Raw genomic sequence first — 14,817 nt, forward strand, 5'->3', positions numbered from 1 at the left:
CTGACATGGGTCCCGTACTCGCAGGCGTGCTCCAGCTGCTCGCTCTCATAGGGGCACTGGCACTCGCCTACATCCCCCTCGGCAACTACATGGCCAAGGTCTACTCCTCCGACAAGCACTGGCGCGTGGAGAAGTGGATCTACAAGGGCATCGGTGCCAACCCGGACACCGAGATGCGCTGGCCCGCGTACCTGCGCGGTGTCCTCGCCTTCTCCGCGGTGGGTGTGCTCTTCCTCTACACGCTCCAGCGGCTCCAGGGTGTGCTGCCCGGTTCGCTGGGCTTCTCCGCGATCGACCCGGACCAGGCGTTCAACACGGCGGTCTCGTTCGTGACGAACACCAACTGGCAGTCGTACTACGGCGAGCAGGCCATGGGTCACGTCGTGCAGACCGCCGGTCTGGCCGTGCAGAACTTCGTCTCCGCGGCCGTCGGTATCGCCGTCGCGGTGGCGCTGGTGCGCGGGTTCGCGCGCTCGCGGACCGGTGAGCTCGGCAATTTCTGGGCCGACCTGGTGCGTGGCGTCGTGCGCATCCTGGTGCCGCTGTCCGTGGTCGCCGCGATCGTCCTGGTGGCGTGCGGTGCGATCCAGAACTTCTCCGGCATCCACGAGGTCGGCCAGTTCATGGGCGGGCAGCAGCAGTGGAACGGTGGCGCGGTCGCCTCGCAGGAGGCCATCAAGGAGATCGGGACCAACGGCGGCGGTTACTTCAACGCCAACTCCGCTCACCCGTTCGAGAACCCGACCCCGTTCACGAACCTTTTCGAGATCTTCCTGCTGCTGGTGATCCCGTTCGCGCTGACCCGCACCTTTGGCATCATGGTCGGCTCGATCAAGCAGGGTTACGCGATCCTCGCGGCCATGGGCACTATCTGGGTCGGCTTCATCGCGCTGATGATGTGGACCGAGTTCGCCCACCACGGCCCGGCGTTCGAGATCGCGGGCGGGGCGATGGAGGGCAAGGAGACCCGTATCGGGGTCGGCGCCTCGTCGATCTTCGCGGTGTCGACCACCCTGACCTCGACCGGCGCGGTGGACTCCTTCCACTCCTCGTTCACGGGTCTGGGCGGCGGCATCACCATGCTGGGCATGCAGCTCGGTGAGATCGCGCCCGGCGGTACCGGATCCGGCCTCTACGGCATGCTGATCATGGCGATCATCGCGGTGTTCATCGCCGGTCTGATGGTGGGCCGTACGCCCGAGTACCTGGGCAAGAAGATCGGCACCCGCGAGATCAAGTTCGCGGCCTGCTACATCCTCGTCACCCCGGCGCTGGTGCTCATCTTCACCGCGGCGGCGATGGCACTGCCCACGCCGGGCAACTCGATGACGAACTCGGGGGCCCACGGCTTCTCCGAGATCCTCTACGCCTACTCCTCGGCTGCGAACAACAACGGTTCGGCCTTCGCCGGTCTGAACGCCGACACCCAGTGGTTCAACACCACGCTGGGTCTGGCCATGGCGCTGGGCCGCTTCCTGCCGATGGTGTTCGTCCTGGCGCTGGCCGGTTCGCTCGCCGAGCAGAAGCCGGTGCCGGCGACCGCGGGCACCCTGCGCACCGAGAAGCCGCTGTTCACCGGCCTGTTGGTGGGCGCGATCCTCATCATCACCGGTCTGACGTACTTCCCGGCCCTGGCGCTGGGTCCGCTGGCCGAGGGGCTGGCGTCATGACCACCCGTATAGAGAAGTCAGAGGACTCCATGTCCACAGCCACCCCGACCCGGGCGCCGCACAGCGACGTACCCACCGGGCACAAGTCCCCCGAGGGCCGTGTCGGCGCGGGCCTCTTCGACCCCAAGCAGCTGCTGAAGTCACTGCCGGACGCCTTCCGCAAGCTCGACCCCCGGGTGATGGTCAAGTCGCCCGTGATGTTCGTGGTGTGGATCGGTTCGCTGCTGACCACCGTCTTCTCCTTCAAGGACCCGGGCGACTGGTTCGGCTGGACGATCAGCGCCTGGCTGTGGCTGACGGTCGTCTTCGCCAACCTGGCGGAAGCCGTCGCCGAGGGCCGTGGCAAGGCGCAGGCGGACACCCTGCGCAAGGCCAAGACGGACACGGTGGCGCGGCGACTCGTCGGGGACCGTGAGGAGCAGGTCCCGGGTACGGAGTTGAGGATCGGCGACCTGGTCGTCTGCGAGGCCGGCGACATCATCCCCGGCGACGGTGACGTCGTCGAGGGCGTCGCGTCGGTCGACGAGTCGGCGATCACGGGTGAGTCGGCCCCGGTCATCCGGGAGTCCGGCGGCGACCGCTCAGCCGTCACCGGCGGTACGAAGGTGCTGTCCGACCGCATCGTCATCAAAATCACGACGAAGCCCGGCGAGACCTTCATCGACCGCATGATCAACCTCGTCGAGGGCGCGGCCCGGCAGAAGACGCCGAACGAGATCGCGCTCAACATCCTGCTCGCCTCGCTGACGATCGTCTTCCTGCTCGCGGTGGCGACCCTGCCCCCGTTCGCGGACTACGCGGGCACCCACCTGACGATGGTCGTCCTGGTGGCGCTGCTCGTCTGCCTCATCCCGACCACCATCGGCGCGCTGCTCTCCGCGATCGGCATCGCGGGCATGGACCGGCTGGTGCAGCGCAACGTACTGGCCATGTCCGGCCGGGCGGTCGAGGCCGCCGGTGACGTGTCGACGCTGCTGCTCGACAAGACGGGCACCATCACCCTCGGCAACCGTCAGGCGTCCGAGTTCGTGCCGGTGAGCGGGGTGACGGAGGCCGAGGTGGCCGACGCCGCCCAGCTCTCCTCGCTGGCCGACGAGACGCCCGAGGGCCGTTCCATCGTCGTCCTGGCGAAGGAGAAGTACGGCCTGCGCGAGCGCCAGCAGGGCGAGCTGGCCGGTGCCGAGTGGATCGCCTTCACCGCCCAGACCCGCATGTCGGGCGTGGACGTCGACGGCAAGAAGATCCGCAAGGGTGCGGCCGGTTCGGTCATCACCTGGGTCAAGGAGCAGGGCGGCACGGTCTCCGACGACGCCGACACCCTCTCCAACCGCATCTCCGAGGCGGGCGGTACTCCGCTCCTTGTGGCCGTCGAAGACACGGAAGGTGCCCGGGTGTTGGGCGTCATCCACCTCAAGGACGTGGTCAAGGAGGGCATGCGGGAGCGGTTCGAGGAGCTGCGCCGCATGGGTATCAAGACCGTCATGATCACGGGTGACAACCCGCTGACGGCCAAGGCGATCGCCGAGGAGGCGGGCGTCGACGACTTCCTCGCGGAGGCCACCCCCGAGGACAAGATGGCCCTCATCAAGCGGGAGCAGGCCGGCGGCAAGCTCGTCGCGATGACCGGTGACGGCACCAACGACGCGCCCGCGCTGGCCCAGGCGGACGTGGGCGTGGCGATGAACACCGGTACCTCGGCCGCCAAGGAGGCCGGGAACATGGTGGACCTGGACTCCAACCCGACCAAGCTCATCGAGATCGTCGAGATCGGCAAGCAACTCCTCATCACCCGGGGCGCGTTGACGACGTTCTCCATCGCCAACGACGTCGCGAAGTACTTCGCGATCATCCCGGCGCTGTTCGCGGCGGTCTACCCGGGCCTGGACAAGCTCAACATCATGGGCCTGTCCTCGCCCAACTCCGCGATCCTGTCCGCGGTCATCTTCAACGCGCTGATCATCATCGCGCTGGTGCCGCTGTCCCTGCGGGGTGTGCAGTACCGGCCGGTCAGCGCCGACAAGATGCTGCGGCGCAACCTCACGATCTACGGCATCGGCGGCCTGATCGCGCCCTTCGTCGGCATCAAGATCATCGACCTGCTCATCTCCCTCATCCCCGGGATCGGCTGACCCGTCATGAACAACTCGGTTACGAACACCGCCCGGCTGCTCGGGGCGGGCCTGCGGGCCCTGCTCGTGCTGACCCTGGTGACGGGCGTCATCTACCCGCTGGTCGTCACCGGCATCGCCCAGGCACTCTTCAACGACAAGGCGAACGGCTCGGAGGTCAAGGCGGACGGCAAGGTCGTCGGCTCGTCCCTGATCGGGCAGTCGTACAACCTGCCGCTGAAGAAGGGCGAGGAGACCGCGTCGCCCGACCTGAAGTGGTTCCAGGGCCGCCCGCAGAACGGCCTCGGCACGAACAGCGTCAACACGCAGTACTCGCTGATCCTGTCCGGCGCCACCAACCGTTCCGGTGACAACGCCGACCTGATCGCGTGGGTCAAGGCCGCCAAGGCCGCCGTCATCAAGGACAACTCGACCGCCGACTACAAGGTCGAGGCGTCCGAAGTGCCCGCCGACGCGGTGACGTCCTCCGGCTCCGGCCTGGACCCGGACATCTCCCCGGCCTACGCCGACCTCCAGGTCCACCGGATCGCCGAGAAGAACGGACTGCCCGTCGCCCAGGTGCAGAAACTGGTCGACGACCACACCACGGGCCGCACCCTCGGCTTCATCGGGGAGCCCCGGGTGAACGTCCTGGAGCTCAACATCGCGCTCAAGGCACTCGTGGCCAAGAGCTGATGGCGTTACACGACCCACAGGGGAGTCGGCGGCCCGGACGACCGGGTGCGCCGACTCCCGCGGTCTTGAAACAGATACGCCGCCACGAGGTACGACAGGAAGGCGCACGCCCATGACACGGGTGCTGGTGGTGGAGGACGACCCACAGCTCGTACGGGCCCTCATCATCAATCTCCAGGCACGCCGGTACGGGGTCGACGCGGCCCCCGACGGCGCCACCGCGCTGCGGCTCGCGGCCGCCCGGCAACCCGATGTCGTGATGCTCGACCTGGGCCTGCCCGACATGGACGGCGTCGAGGTCATCAAGGGCCTGCGTAGCTGGACCCGGGTGCCGATCCTGGTGCTGTCCGCCCGGCAGGCGTCCGAGGAGAAGGTCGCCGCGCTCGACGCGGGCGCCGACGACTACGTGACCAAGCCGTTCAGCATGGACGAGCTCCTCGCCCGGCTACGGGCCGCCGTACGGCGCACCGAGGACGTGCCGCTCGCCACCGGGACGACGCGGGTCGAGACGGCGGACTTCAGCATCGACCTGCTGGCCAGGAAGGTGCGCAAGGACAGCCGCGACATACGCCTCACGCCCACCGAGTGGCACCTGCTGGAGATCCTGATCACCAACCCGGGACGGCTGATCACGCAGAAGCACCTGCTCCAGGAGGTCTGGGGCGTCACCCAGGGCAACAAGACCAACTACCTGCGGGTCTACATGGCCCAGCTGCGGCGCAAGCTGGAAGCGGACCCCGCCCACCCTCGCTACCTCATCACCGAGCCCGGCATGGGCTACCGCTTCGAAGGTTGACTTCCTCTCCCGCCTAAAGGCGGGGGATTCCAGCGGTCGCCCGCTGGGGTTTCTGCTTCAGCGACGACTGCCCCGTCCGGGAGGAATCCCGTTGAGGTCTTACACCGTCTCCACAGGCAGACGCCGCCAGCCCGGCGGCCAGGATGTTGCGTGCCGCGTTGAGGTCGCGGTCATGCACGGTGCCGCAGGCGCACGTCCATTCGCGGACGTTCAGCGGCAGCTTCGCCGCGACCGTGCCGCAGTTCCCGCACAGTTTGCTGCTGGGGAAGACGCGGTCGATCACGACGAGTTCACGCCCGTACCAGGCGCACTTGTACTCCAGCATGGAGCGCAGTTGTGTCCACGACGCATCGGAAATGGCGCGTGCGAGTGTGCCGTTCTTCAGCAGGTTGCGGACGGTGAGGTCTTCGATCACGGCCGTTTGGTTCTCGCGGACGAGTCGAGTCGACAGCTTGTGCAGGACGTCACGGCGCCGGTCGACGATCCGCGCATGCACCCGGGCGACCCTGCGTCGGGCCTTCTCCCGGTTGTTGGAGCCACAGGAGCTTCGCTCCCTCCCCGGCCTAAAGGCCGGGGTATCCACGAAGGACAGAGCCGATGAACGAGACGGACCGCATCCGGATTACGCCCTGACCAGCACCGACAAGCCTGCACAGCGAGTGATGCGGGTTCGGATTCCGCCGCTGTCTCCAGCTGTCCGAGCGGACAGAACGACAGAGCGGCGCCCAGCCGGGGGGCGGCCCGGGCGGCGGGGCCCTTCCTCACTGCCGTTCGGTCCCCGTGCTTCGCCCGCCGCCTCTCCCGTTTCCCGTTGCTACTTCTCACCGTAGGCGCACAGTTCCTGATCGATCAGCTGGTTCTGCGCCTTGTCCGTGGACAGGTCGGGCGCTCCGTCGCCCGTCGCCTCGACGACCACGACCCGGTGGCCGTCGGCGCTCGCCCCGTCCCGGGTGGTGTAGCCGGCCAGGTCACCGGCGTGGCTGTAGTAGACCCCGCCGCAGGACAGCGGGATCTCCATCAGGCCCAGGCCGTAGCGCGCACCGGGCCACACGGGGTCCAGTTCGGGGGCGCGTATGGTCGTCTTCATCTCGGCCAGCTGGGCCGGGGGCAGCAGCCGGCCGCCCAGCAGTGCCGAAAAGAAGCGGCTCACATCGGCGGTCGTGCTGATCATGGCGCCGGCCGCGCCCGCCGCGGTCGGGTTGAAGTCGGTGACGTCGATTGCCGGGCCGGGCTCGCCGAAGCCGGAGTAGCCGCGCAGATGCGGGCCGGGTATGCGGGATTGGGCGTCGGGGGTGAGGGTGTCGCGCAGCCCCAGCGGCCGGATGATGCGCCGGGTCACCTCCTGCTGCCAGGTCCGGCCCGTGGCTTGCTCGATGATCATTCCGGCGACGATGTAGTTGGTGTTGGAGTACGCCCACTTCGCGCCGGGCTCGAAGTCCGGCGCGTGCCGCATCGCGATCTTGATCAGTTGCTCGTCGGTCCAGGTGGTGTACCGGTCGGCCTCGAAGCCCTCGCGACTGGTGATCGCCGGGAAGTCCGCGGTGTAGTTGAACAGCCCGCTCGTGTGGTTCAGCAACTGGCGCAGGGTGACGGCGCCGCCGTCGTTGCCGTTCCCCGACACCACGCCCGGCAGCCACCGTTCCACTGAGTCGTCCAGCGACACGCGCCCCTCTGCGACCAGTTGCAGCATCACGGTGGCGACGAACGCCTTGGTGGTGCTGGCGATCCGGAACCGGTCACGGACGTCGGCCGTCCTGCCGGTGCTGGTGTCGGCCACCCCGGCGGTGGCGTGCCGCTTGCCGCGCGGGCCCGTCGACTGGGCGACGACACCCACGGTCCCGGTCCTGTGGATGGCGTCCACGTTGTCCTGGAGCCTGCTCCGGACCGTGGTCGGCGGCGGCTCTGAGGCGCTTGCGACGGGCACCGTGAGGCCGAGGCCGAGTGCGGTCAGCGTGGCCGTCGACACGAGGTGACGCAGCATCATCATGAGCTGGCTCCTTGGCAGTTGGTCGATCACCAGGGGTTCCGGGTGTGATCACCAACGTAGAAGGAGGGCGCGCGCCGGACGATCCAGCCCGCGGGCCGGTCCGCGGTACAGCCTGCTGTACACACGCCGGGCGAGGTGCCTCCGTACGCACACCGCACGCCGGGCGACGTGCGTCCGAAACTCACGCCAGTCGGCGTACGTCCTCCAGATAGCGCAGGACGGCGGCGACCCGCCGGTCCACCTGGTCCGCGGGGGACAGGTCGAGCTTGGCGAAGATGCTGCGGATGTGCTTGTGGACGGCGCCCTCGGTGACGACGAGGCGTCCGGCGATGGCGGAGTTGCCCAACCCCTCGGCCATCAGGGCGAGTACGTCCCGTTCGCGGGGGCTGAGCCGCTCCAGGCGGGGGTCCTGGCGGGAGCGGGTGAAGAGCTGGGCGACGACTTCGGGGTCGATGGCGGTACCGCCGTCCGCCACCCGGTGCAGGGCGTCGAGGAACTCCTGGACCCGCCCGACGCGCTCCTTGAGCAGATACCCGAGGCCGGTGACACCGCCGCTCAGCAGTTCGGTGGCGAAGCTCTGCTCGACATAGGCGGACAGCACGAGGACCGCCAGGTCCGGCCGTCGGCGCCGTGCCTCGACCGCCGCGACGATGCCCTCGTCGGTGTGGGTCGGAGGCATCCGTACGTCGAGGATCGCCACGTCCGGTTTGTGTTCGTCGATGGCCTCCAGGACCCCGTCGGGGGTGCCCGCGGTGGCCACCACGTCGAGGCCCTCCGCGCGCAGCAGCAGGGCCAGGCCCTCGCGCAGCAACGGGTCGTCCTCGGCTATGACGATGCGCAGTTCACGGTCCATCCGCAGTTCACGGTCCATCCGCAGGTCGGGGCCATCGGCAGCACGGGGCCCGTCGGCGGGTCACGATCCGCAGGGGAGATCCACCTCGAGGGTCGTGGGCCCGCCGGGCGGGCTGGCCAGGGTGAGGCTACCGTCCAGTGCCGCGATCCGGCGGCGGATACCGGTGAGTCCGGAGCCGCCGTGCTCGTCGGCTCCGCCCCGGCCGTCGTCCTCGATGCGCAGCCGCAGCCGGCCGCCACGGCTGTGGGCCGTCACGGTGGCGCTGCGGGCGCCGCTGTGCTTGGCGATGTTGGTCAGCGCCTCGGCGACGACGAAGTAGGCGGTCGCCTCCACAGAGGCCGCGCAGCGGTCGGGGACGTCGACGTCGATGTGGCAGGGCACACCGCTCTGCGCCGCCAGTCCCGAGAGTGCCCCGGTCAGGCCGCGGTCGTCGAGTACCGGCGGCAGGATGCTGCGGGAGACCGTACGCAGCTCGGCGAGGGCCTGTTCGGCGGCGGACTGGGCGCGTTCGAGGAGTTCGTCGGCGCCGGCCGGGTCGCGGGCGACCATCCGGCGGGCCGCGCCGAGCAGGACGGTGACGCTGACGATGCGGTTCTGCGTGCCGTCGTGCAACGAGCGCTCGATACGGCGCAGTTCGACGGCGTGCGCGTCCAGCGCGGCGGCGCGGGTGGCGGTCAGTTCCGCGACGCGCAGGGAGAGATCGACGTCGGGTCCGGCCGCGAGGAGCTCCCGTCCGGGCCGGGCCTGCAGACGGGCCATGCCGGGGGCGAGCCCGAGGATGATGATGACCCAGCCCAGGCCCAGCAGGCACACGGCGAGGGCTTCGGGCCAGGACCGCGCCAGGCCGACGCCCAGGGAGGTCGCGGTCGCTTCCTCGGGCAGGAGCCGCCAGTACAGCGGAAAGGCGCTGTCCCGCACGGCGAGGACCGGCAGGAGGACTCCGAGCACTCCCAGGAGCAGGCCCAGGGTCGCGTGCCGGACCAGCCAGCGCAGCTCCCGTCGGGTGGTGGGGTCGACCAGTGCGAGCCGCAGCCGGGTCGGCGGGGGTTTTGGGGCGACGACCTCGGGGCCGCGGCGGGCGAGCCGCGCGCGTTCGTGTCCGGCCAGGGCGTGCAGCGCGCGCAGCAGGGCGGGCGCCATGAGCAGCCCCACCCCGACCAGGCTCGTCACGGCGGTGACGGCCGTCCAGAGCAGCATCAGCAGGGCGAGCAGGGCTGTGTTGAGCCCGGACGCCAGCTCTCCGAGCGCGGTGCCGGCGGCGCTCAGGGTGCGTACGACGGTGTCCTTCACCTCCATGCTCCGGTCGGCGGCATCGGTGACAGTGCCCGCCGTGCTGACGGTGTCGGCCGTGCTGCCGGTGTCGGCCGTGCTGCCGGTGCTGACAGCGCGGTCGTCGTGTGATGCCATCCAGCCTCCCTCGGTCGCGGACGACCTTATGCCGACCGCCGGTTCGCGGAGGGCGCCGGGGACCGGAAGTACAGCCTGCTGTACCTGGAGCGGGCGGGCTGCGGGATCGGCCGCGCAGGGTGCTGATCCATAGCGTCGGTGACGACAGCGCACGAGTGCGGACACGCACGAATCACAGGAGAGTCGCCATGGCGAACACGACCACCGACGCCGACAGCCTCACCCGAGGGGAGGTCGCCCGCGCGCTGCTCTGGTCCGTGGTGGTGATCAGCGCGGTCGGCAACACGGCGGCCTCCCTCGGTGGCGCCGACACCTGGGTCCACTTCCTCTGCGGCATCGTCACGGTGCTCTGCGGCGGCGCTCTCGCCGTGCGCAGTCTGCGAGGCCGTCGATGACCGCCGCCATCGCTCTGACCCAGGTCAGCAAGGAGTACGCGGCAGGTGTACGCGCCCTCGACGACGTGTCGCTGACCGTGGAGCGCGGTGCGTTCGTCGCCGTGATGGGGCCTTCGGGGTCCGGCAAGAGCACGCTGATGCACTGCGCCGCCGGGCTGGACTCCCCGACGTCCGGGAGCATCCGCATCGACGGCCACGAGATCGGCGGGCTGAACGAGACCCGCCGGACCGAACTGCGCCGGGAGCGCATCGGGTTCGTGTTCCAGGCGTACAACCTCATCCCCTCGCTCAGTATCGAGGACAACATCACCCTGCCGCTGCGCCTCGCGGGACGGGCCCCGGACCACGGCTGGCTGAGCACACTGGTGGGACGGGTCGGTCTGGCCGACCGGCTGAGCCACCGGCCGGCCGAGCTCTCCGGCGGCCAGCAGCAACGCGCCGCCGTCGTACGGGCATTGGTGGCCAGACCTGCCGTCGTGTTCGCCGACGAGCCGACGGGCGCGCTGGACCTGCGCAGCGCCCACGAGGTGCTGGACCTGCTGCGGGACCTGGTCGACGAGTTGCACCAGACGGTCGTGATGGTCACCCATGATCCGGCCGCCGCGGCCCGCGCACACCGGGTGCTGGTGATGGCCGACGGCCGCGTGGTCGAGTCCCTGGAGGCCCCCACCGCCGTTCAACTGGCCGATCGCCTCGTCGCGTTGGGAAAGGTGTGAACCGTGTTCCGTCTCGCGCTGCACATGGCCGCCCACCGGATCACCGCCCTGATCGCTGTGGCGTGTGCGGTCCTCGGCGGGGCCGCTCTGATCACCGGCACCGGCGTCCTGGCCGAGTCAGGTGTCCGCTCCCACCTGCCGCCCGGCCGCCTCGCCGGCGCGGACGTCGTGGTCGCGGCCGACCAGGAGTTCCGGCCGGCCGGGGACCTGCCGATCGCCCTCCCGGAGCGCCGTAGGGTCCCGGCCTCATTGGTCGCCGACCTGTCCGGGCTGGCGGGGGTGGAGGCGACGGTCGGTGACATCGCCTTCCCCGCCGCGCTCGTCGACTCCCGCGGCCGGGTCGTACCGACGAAGGATCCCGCGTCGGCGGGTCACGGCTGGTCGTCCACCGAGCTCCTGAAGGACCGGGCGGTGGACGGTGACGCGCCGGCCGGTTCCGGCGAGGTCGCCGTGGACAGCGCGACCGCCGCCGCCGCGGGAGTCAAGGCGGGCGACCGGGTGCGGGTCGTCGTTAACGGCCGCCCCGCCGCCGGCTACCGCGTCTCGGCGGTCGTCGACGCTCCGGACGCCGGTGTGCTGTTCGCCGACCGGACGGCCGTACGGCTGTCGGGCCGCGAGGACGGAGCGCTCGCCCGGACCGTCGACCTGATCGGTCTGCGCACCGCGCCGGGGGCCGAGGAGCGGGTCGCCGCCGACGTCCGTACGAAGCTGAAGGACACCGGGCTTCAGGCGGTCACCGGCACGGACCGCGGGGACCTCGTGTCGCCCGGCGCGGGTGCGAGCCGCTCCCTGCTCATCCTGCTCGCCGGGTCCCTCTCCGGAATCATCGTGCTGATCACCGGGTTCGTCATGGCGAGCGCGCTGGCCGTGTCGCTCGGCGGGCAGCGCCGCGACCTGGCGCTGATGCGGGCCGTCGGCGCGACACCCCGGCAGATACGACGGCTCGCCGCATCCCAGGCCACCCTCATCGCGGCCGGCGCGCTCCTTCCCGGAGTGGCGGTGGGCTACCTCCTGGCCGGACAGTTCCGCGCCCTGCTGGCGGACCGGGGCGTCATCCCCGCCGAACTCCCCCTCACCTACAGTCCGTTGCCCGCGGTCGCGACGATCCTCCTGACGGCCCTCGCCGTACAGCTCTCGGCGCGGGGCGCGGCATGGCGCACCTCCCGCATGCCGGCGACGGAGGCGGTCGCCGAGTCGCGCAGCGAACCCCGCGACCCCTCCAGGACCCGTACGCGCTCCGGTCTGGTGGTCATCCTCGCCGCGACCGCCCTGTCCGGCCTCCCGCTCTTCTCCCGCACCGCCCTCGGCGCCACCGCCACCTCCATCGCGGGCATCCTCGGCGCGATCGGCCTGGCGCTGGCCGGGCCGGCCCTCGTCCGGGGCGTCGGCGCCGCCGCCAGCAGGCGCACCCATTCCGGCGCCTCCGCGCCGACCTGGCTGGCGATGTCCAACCTCCGTGCCTACGCCCTGCGCAACGCGGGGATCGTCAGCACCCTGGCCATGGCGGTCGTGTTCGTGCTGACGTACACCTACGCCCAGACCACCCTGATGGCCGCCACCACCCAGGACACCCGCACCGGCACCCTCGCCCAGCAGCGGCTGAGCGCACCGGGCCTGGGCGGACTGCCCAAGGACACCCTGGCCGCCGTACGGAAGACGCCCGGGGTCCGGGCCGCGGCTCCGGTCAGCACCACGACGGTGATCTGGACCTACAAGATGCTCGACGACACGGTGTCCGAGGCCGGCTCCGCGACGATCCTCCCCCAGGACGCCGCGGGCGTCCTCGACCTCGACGTACGGGACGGTGACATCGGCCGTCTCTCCGGCGCCACGGTCGCCGTCAGCGGCGACGTCGCCCGCTCACGCTCGGCGGGCGTGGGCCGGCGGGTGCGGCTGGTCCTCGGCGACGGCACACCGGTCGACGCCAAGGTCGTCGCCGTCTACGACCGCGGTCTCGGTTTCGGCTCCGTCGTCCTCTCCCACGACCTGACGGCCGGACACACCACCACGGAGCTCGACCAGTCCGTCCTCGTTCGCACCGACGGCACGGCCGCGGCCACCAGGAACCTCGCCGCCCTGGCCGCGTCCCGCCCCGGCCTGACCCTGCAGAAGGCGGCCCCGGCCGCGACCGGCGGCCTGGAGGACGCCCCGCCCGAGGTATGGATCAACCTGGCCACCATCGTGGTGCTGCTCGTCTACCTCCTGCTGAGCATCGCCAACAAGCTGGTCGCCGCGACAGCCCAGCGCCGGGTCGAGATGGCCGCGCTGCGCCTCAACGGCACGACCCCTCGTCAGATCCGCGCGATGATGCGCCGGGAGGCCGCGGTCACCGCCGCCACCGCCCTCACCACGGCCCTGCTGCTGTCCGCGATCCCCCTCGCCCTCCTGGGCCAGGCCTTTCTCGGCCGCCCCTGGCCCGCGGGCCCGATGTGGCTGCTCCCCGCCCTGGTGGCCACGGTCACCGTCACAGCGTTCCTCACCATCGAACTGCCCACCCGTCAGGCCCTGCGCACCTCACCCGCCGACGCGGTCCGCGCATCGTGATCCGGCACCTGAGCCGCCGTCCCGCCGCGCCGCCCGCACCGGTGTGGAGGAGAGCATCGATTCTTCCCACGGCGGCGGTTCGAGGGTTCGGTTGGGGAGGGCCATGACGTTGACGCCCGGCGGTAGAGGCTGATCGGCCGCGCGCTCCATCAGCCGGGTGTCGCATGCCCGAGATCAGGCCGCTTCGCCGGTGGTCCGAGTTGAGGACTACGCGCTCACGCCCGTAGTCCTCAACTCGGGCTCTCGACCGTGTGATTGCCACGCGCACGCGTACGAGAATGCGGTCGATCATCCTGATCGGGTGCGGCGGTACCCGTCGGACATGACGGACGCGGAGTGGGCGGCCATCCGGTCGTTGCTGCCGGTGCCGTCCTGGCTTCAGGGACGGGGCGGGCGGCCGGAGGACCACCGCCACCGCCAGATGGTGGACGCGATCCGTTACCTGGTCGCGGGCGGGATCTCCTGGCGGGCGATGCCTGCGGACTTCCTCGATTGGGGCCGGGTTCACGCCTTCCTCCGCCGCCGGCGCGAGCACGGGCTGATCGCCGAGTTCCACGACCGGCTGCGCGGACAGGCGCGTGAGCGCGAGGGCCGCGAGGCCGAGCCCACGGCCGGGATCATCGACGCGCAGTCGGTGCGGGCCGCCGCGACAGTGCGGGCCGCCTCACGCGGCTACGACGGCGGGAAGAAGGTGCCGGCCGCACACGGCACATCGTGACCGATGCCGGCCGCACACGGCACATCGTGACCGACACGCTCGGTCTGCCGCCGGTCGCCTGCGTCACCGCCGCGAACGTCAGCGACCGGGCCACTGCGGCGGGCCTGCTGACCCGGCTGCGCCGCCTGCGTCGCGACATCTGCCTTGTTCGGGCCGAACCCCGCCCGCCACCAGCGAAGCGATGCTCCGATGGTCGACGATCACGGATGGGACGGCGTCTGGCCTCACCGAAGCCCCCGCGCCCAGCCCGAACGTCCCGGAGATCACGCACAGCAGCTGATGCAGATAGCCCGACAGCGCAAGGTCAGGGTGATCCAGTCCACGCCGGCCGAGCGATGAGTTCCCACCTTGTCGCGAGTCCCATCCCTTGATCTTCGAAGGGAATCCCGGCCTTCAGGCCGAGCGGGAATGCGATCTTCGCCCCGGAGGCGCGAAGCGCCGGAGTTCTCTGCGCTTTCGTTCTGACGGTCAGACAGGCCGCCTCTGGTGGTCGATGTAGTCCTTGACGAGACTTAGTGGTGCGCCGCCGCAAGACCCCGCGAAATACGACGGGGACCAGAACACCGAGCCCGTGCCGATCCGGTTGATCCGGCCGGCGTACTCCGCGCGCAGGTAGCGGGAGCTGACGCCCTTGAGGCTGTTGACGAGCTTGGACAGGGCGATTTTCGGCGGGTAGTGCACGAGCAGGTGGACGTGGTCGCCTTCACCGTTGAACTCGCGCAGTTCCGCGCCGAAGCTCTCGCACACGTCGCGCATGATCGCCTCGCAGCGGGTCAGCATGTCGTCGTCGAAGACCTCCCGCCGATACTTGGTGACAAACACCAAGTGTGCGTGGAGGTTGTAGATGACGTGGTTTCCCCGTCTGACGTCAGGATCTGGTTCCCAGCGTGGTGACATACACCAAGTGTAGTAAAATCGAGCGAACTC

General features: G+C 70.3%; 12 protein-coding genes and 1 pseudogene. 8 read left to right on the top strand and 5 right to left on the bottom strand.

Features of this window, described 5'->3' with window-relative positions:
• Positions 1-5: 5 nt before the first annotated feature.
• The 4 genes from kdpA (at position 6) to ACIOHP_RS14120 (ending at position 5,270) form a co-directional block, all read left to right on the top strand.
• Positions 6-1,670: a potassium-transporting ATPase subunit KdpA gene (gene kdpA / locus ACIOHP_RS14105; protein ID WP_401887022.1), complete on the top strand. Its 1,665-nt coding sequence runs from the start codon at positions 6-8 to the stop codon at positions 1,668-1,670.
• Positions 1,667-3,799, top strand: a complete 2,133-nt coding sequence (kdpB, locus tag ACIOHP_RS14110; RefSeq protein ID WP_401887025.1) for a potassium-transporting ATPase subunit KdpB — start codon at positions 1,667-1,669, stop codon at positions 3,797-3,799. The genes kdpA and kdpB overlap by 4 nt, the downstream gene beginning before the upstream one ends.
• 6 nt (positions 3,800-3,805) lie before the next feature.
• A complete protein-coding gene (locus ACIOHP_RS14115) occupies positions 3,806-4,474 on the top strand; it encodes a potassium-transporting ATPase subunit C (protein ID WP_401887028.1) in 669 nt (222 codons plus the stop codon).
• 112 nt (positions 4,475-4,586) lie between these two features.
• A complete protein-coding gene (locus tag ACIOHP_RS14120; RefSeq protein WP_401887031.1) occupies positions 4,587-5,270 on the top strand; it encodes a response regulator in 684 nt (227 codons plus the stop codon).
• Between the two features lie 13 nt (positions 5,271-5,283).
• Here the strand turns inward: ACIOHP_RS14120 and ACIOHP_RS14125 are convergent.
• The 4 genes and pseudogenes from ACIOHP_RS14125 to ACIOHP_RS14140 form a co-directional block, all read right to left on the bottom strand.
• Positions 5,284-5,820: pseudogene (locus ACIOHP_RS14125) on the bottom strand (RNA-guided endonuclease TnpB family protein); the annotation flags it as partial.
• A 264-nt stretch (positions 5,821-6,084) separates the two neighbouring features.
• Complete coding sequence (locus ACIOHP_RS14130; protein ID WP_401887033.1) at positions 6,085-7,257, bottom strand: serine hydrolase domain-containing protein; 1,173 nt, start codon at positions 7,255-7,257, stop codon at positions 6,085-6,087.
• A gap of 181 nt (positions 7,258-7,438) precedes the next feature.
• Positions 7,439-8,128: a response regulator gene (locus ACIOHP_RS14135; protein WP_401887036.1), complete on the bottom strand. Its 690-nt coding sequence runs from the start codon at positions 8,126-8,128 to the stop codon at positions 7,439-7,441.
• 42 nt (positions 8,129-8,170) lie between these two features.
• Positions 8,171-9,406 (bottom strand): sensor histidine kinase, encoded by a 1,236-nt coding sequence (locus ACIOHP_RS14140; protein WP_401887559.1) that lies wholly within the window; start codon positions 9,404-9,406, stop codon positions 8,171-8,173.
• Between the two features lie 299 nt (positions 9,407-9,705).
• Here ACIOHP_RS14140 and ACIOHP_RS14145 point away from each other — a divergent pair, with 299 nt between their 5' ends.
• The 4 genes from ACIOHP_RS14145 to ACIOHP_RS14160 all read left to right on the top strand — a co-directional run bounded on the left by ACIOHP_RS14145 (position 9,706) and on the right by ACIOHP_RS14160 (position 13,890).
• Complete coding sequence (locus ACIOHP_RS14145; RefSeq protein WP_361559470.1) at positions 9,706-9,912, top strand: hypothetical protein; 207 nt, start codon at positions 9,706-9,708, stop codon at positions 9,910-9,912.
• On the top strand, positions 9,909-10,628 hold the full coding sequence (locus ACIOHP_RS14150; RefSeq protein WP_361559467.1) for an ABC transporter ATP-binding protein: 720 nt from the start codon (positions 9,909-9,911) through the stop codon (positions 10,626-10,628). Before ACIOHP_RS14145 ends, ACIOHP_RS14150 begins: the two co-directional genes overlap by 4 nt.
• A gap of 3 nt (positions 10,629-10,631) precedes the next feature.
• A complete protein-coding gene (locus ACIOHP_RS14155) occupies positions 10,632-13,172 on the top strand; it encodes an FtsX-like permease family protein (RefSeq protein ID WP_401887040.1) in 2,541 nt (846 codons plus the stop codon).
• Positions 13,173-13,494: 322 nt separating this feature from the next.
• Positions 13,495-13,890: a transposase gene (locus tag ACIOHP_RS14160; protein ID WP_401887043.1), complete on the top strand. Its 396-nt coding sequence runs from the start codon at positions 13,495-13,497 to the stop codon at positions 13,888-13,890.
• Positions 13,891-14,358: 468 nt separating this feature from the next.
• Here ACIOHP_RS14160 and tnpA read toward each other — a convergent pair whose 3' ends face one another.
• Positions 14,359-14,787, bottom strand: coding sequence for an IS200/IS605 family transposase (tnpA, locus tag ACIOHP_RS14165; RefSeq protein ID WP_401887045.1), 429 nt, complete (start codon positions 14,785-14,787; stop codon positions 14,359-14,361).
• Between the last annotated feature and the right edge of the window lie 30 nt (positions 14,788-14,817).

The sequence above is a fragment of the Streptomyces sp. NPDC087859 genome, assembly GCF_044742595.1.
Lineage (GTDB): Bacteria > Actinomycetota > Actinomycetes > Streptomycetales > Streptomycetaceae > Streptomyces > Streptomyces canus_F.

What these genes read in the sequence shown, in the direction of transcription:
- kdpA (WP_401887022.1), top strand. Translation starts at nt 6, where the DNA reads ATGGGTCCCGTACTCGCAGGCGTGCTCCAGCTGCTCGCTCTCATAGGG.
- kdpB (WP_401887025.1), top strand. Translation starts at nt 1,667, where the DNA reads ATGACCACCCGTATAGAGAAGTCAGAGGACTCCATGTCCACAGCCACC.
- ACIOHP_RS14115 (WP_401887028.1), top strand. Translation starts at nt 3,806, where the DNA reads ATGAACAACTCGGTTACGAACACCGCCCGGCTGCTCGGGGCGGGCCTG.
- ACIOHP_RS14120 (WP_401887031.1), top strand. Translation starts at nt 4,587, where the DNA reads ATGACACGGGTGCTGGTGGTGGAGGACGACCCACAGCTCGTACGGGCC.
- ACIOHP_RS14130 (WP_401887033.1), bottom strand. Translation starts at nt 7,257, where the DNA reads ATGATGATGCTGCGTCACCTCGTGTCGACGGCCACGCTGACCGCACTC.
- ACIOHP_RS14135 (WP_401887036.1), bottom strand. Translation starts at nt 8,128, where the DNA reads ATGGACCGTGAACTGCGGATGGACCGTGAACTGCGCATCGTCATAGCC.
- ACIOHP_RS14140 (WP_401887559.1), bottom strand. Translation starts at nt 9,406, where the DNA reads ATGGAGGTGAAGGACACCGTCGTACGCACCCTGAGCGCCGCCGGCACC.
- ACIOHP_RS14145 (WP_361559470.1), top strand. Translation starts at nt 9,706, where the DNA reads ATGGCGAACACGACCACCGACGCCGACAGCCTCACCCGAGGGGAGGTC.
- ACIOHP_RS14150 (WP_361559467.1), top strand. Translation starts at nt 9,909, where the DNA reads ATGACCGCCGCCATCGCTCTGACCCAGGTCAGCAAGGAGTACGCGGCA.
- ACIOHP_RS14160 (WP_401887043.1), top strand. Translation starts at nt 13,495, where the DNA reads ATGACGGACGCGGAGTGGGCGGCCATCCGGTCGTTGCTGCCGGTGCCG.
- tnpA (WP_401887045.1), bottom strand. Translation starts at nt 14,787, where the DNA reads ATGTCACCACGCTGGGAACCAGATCCTGACGTCAGACGGGGAAACCAC.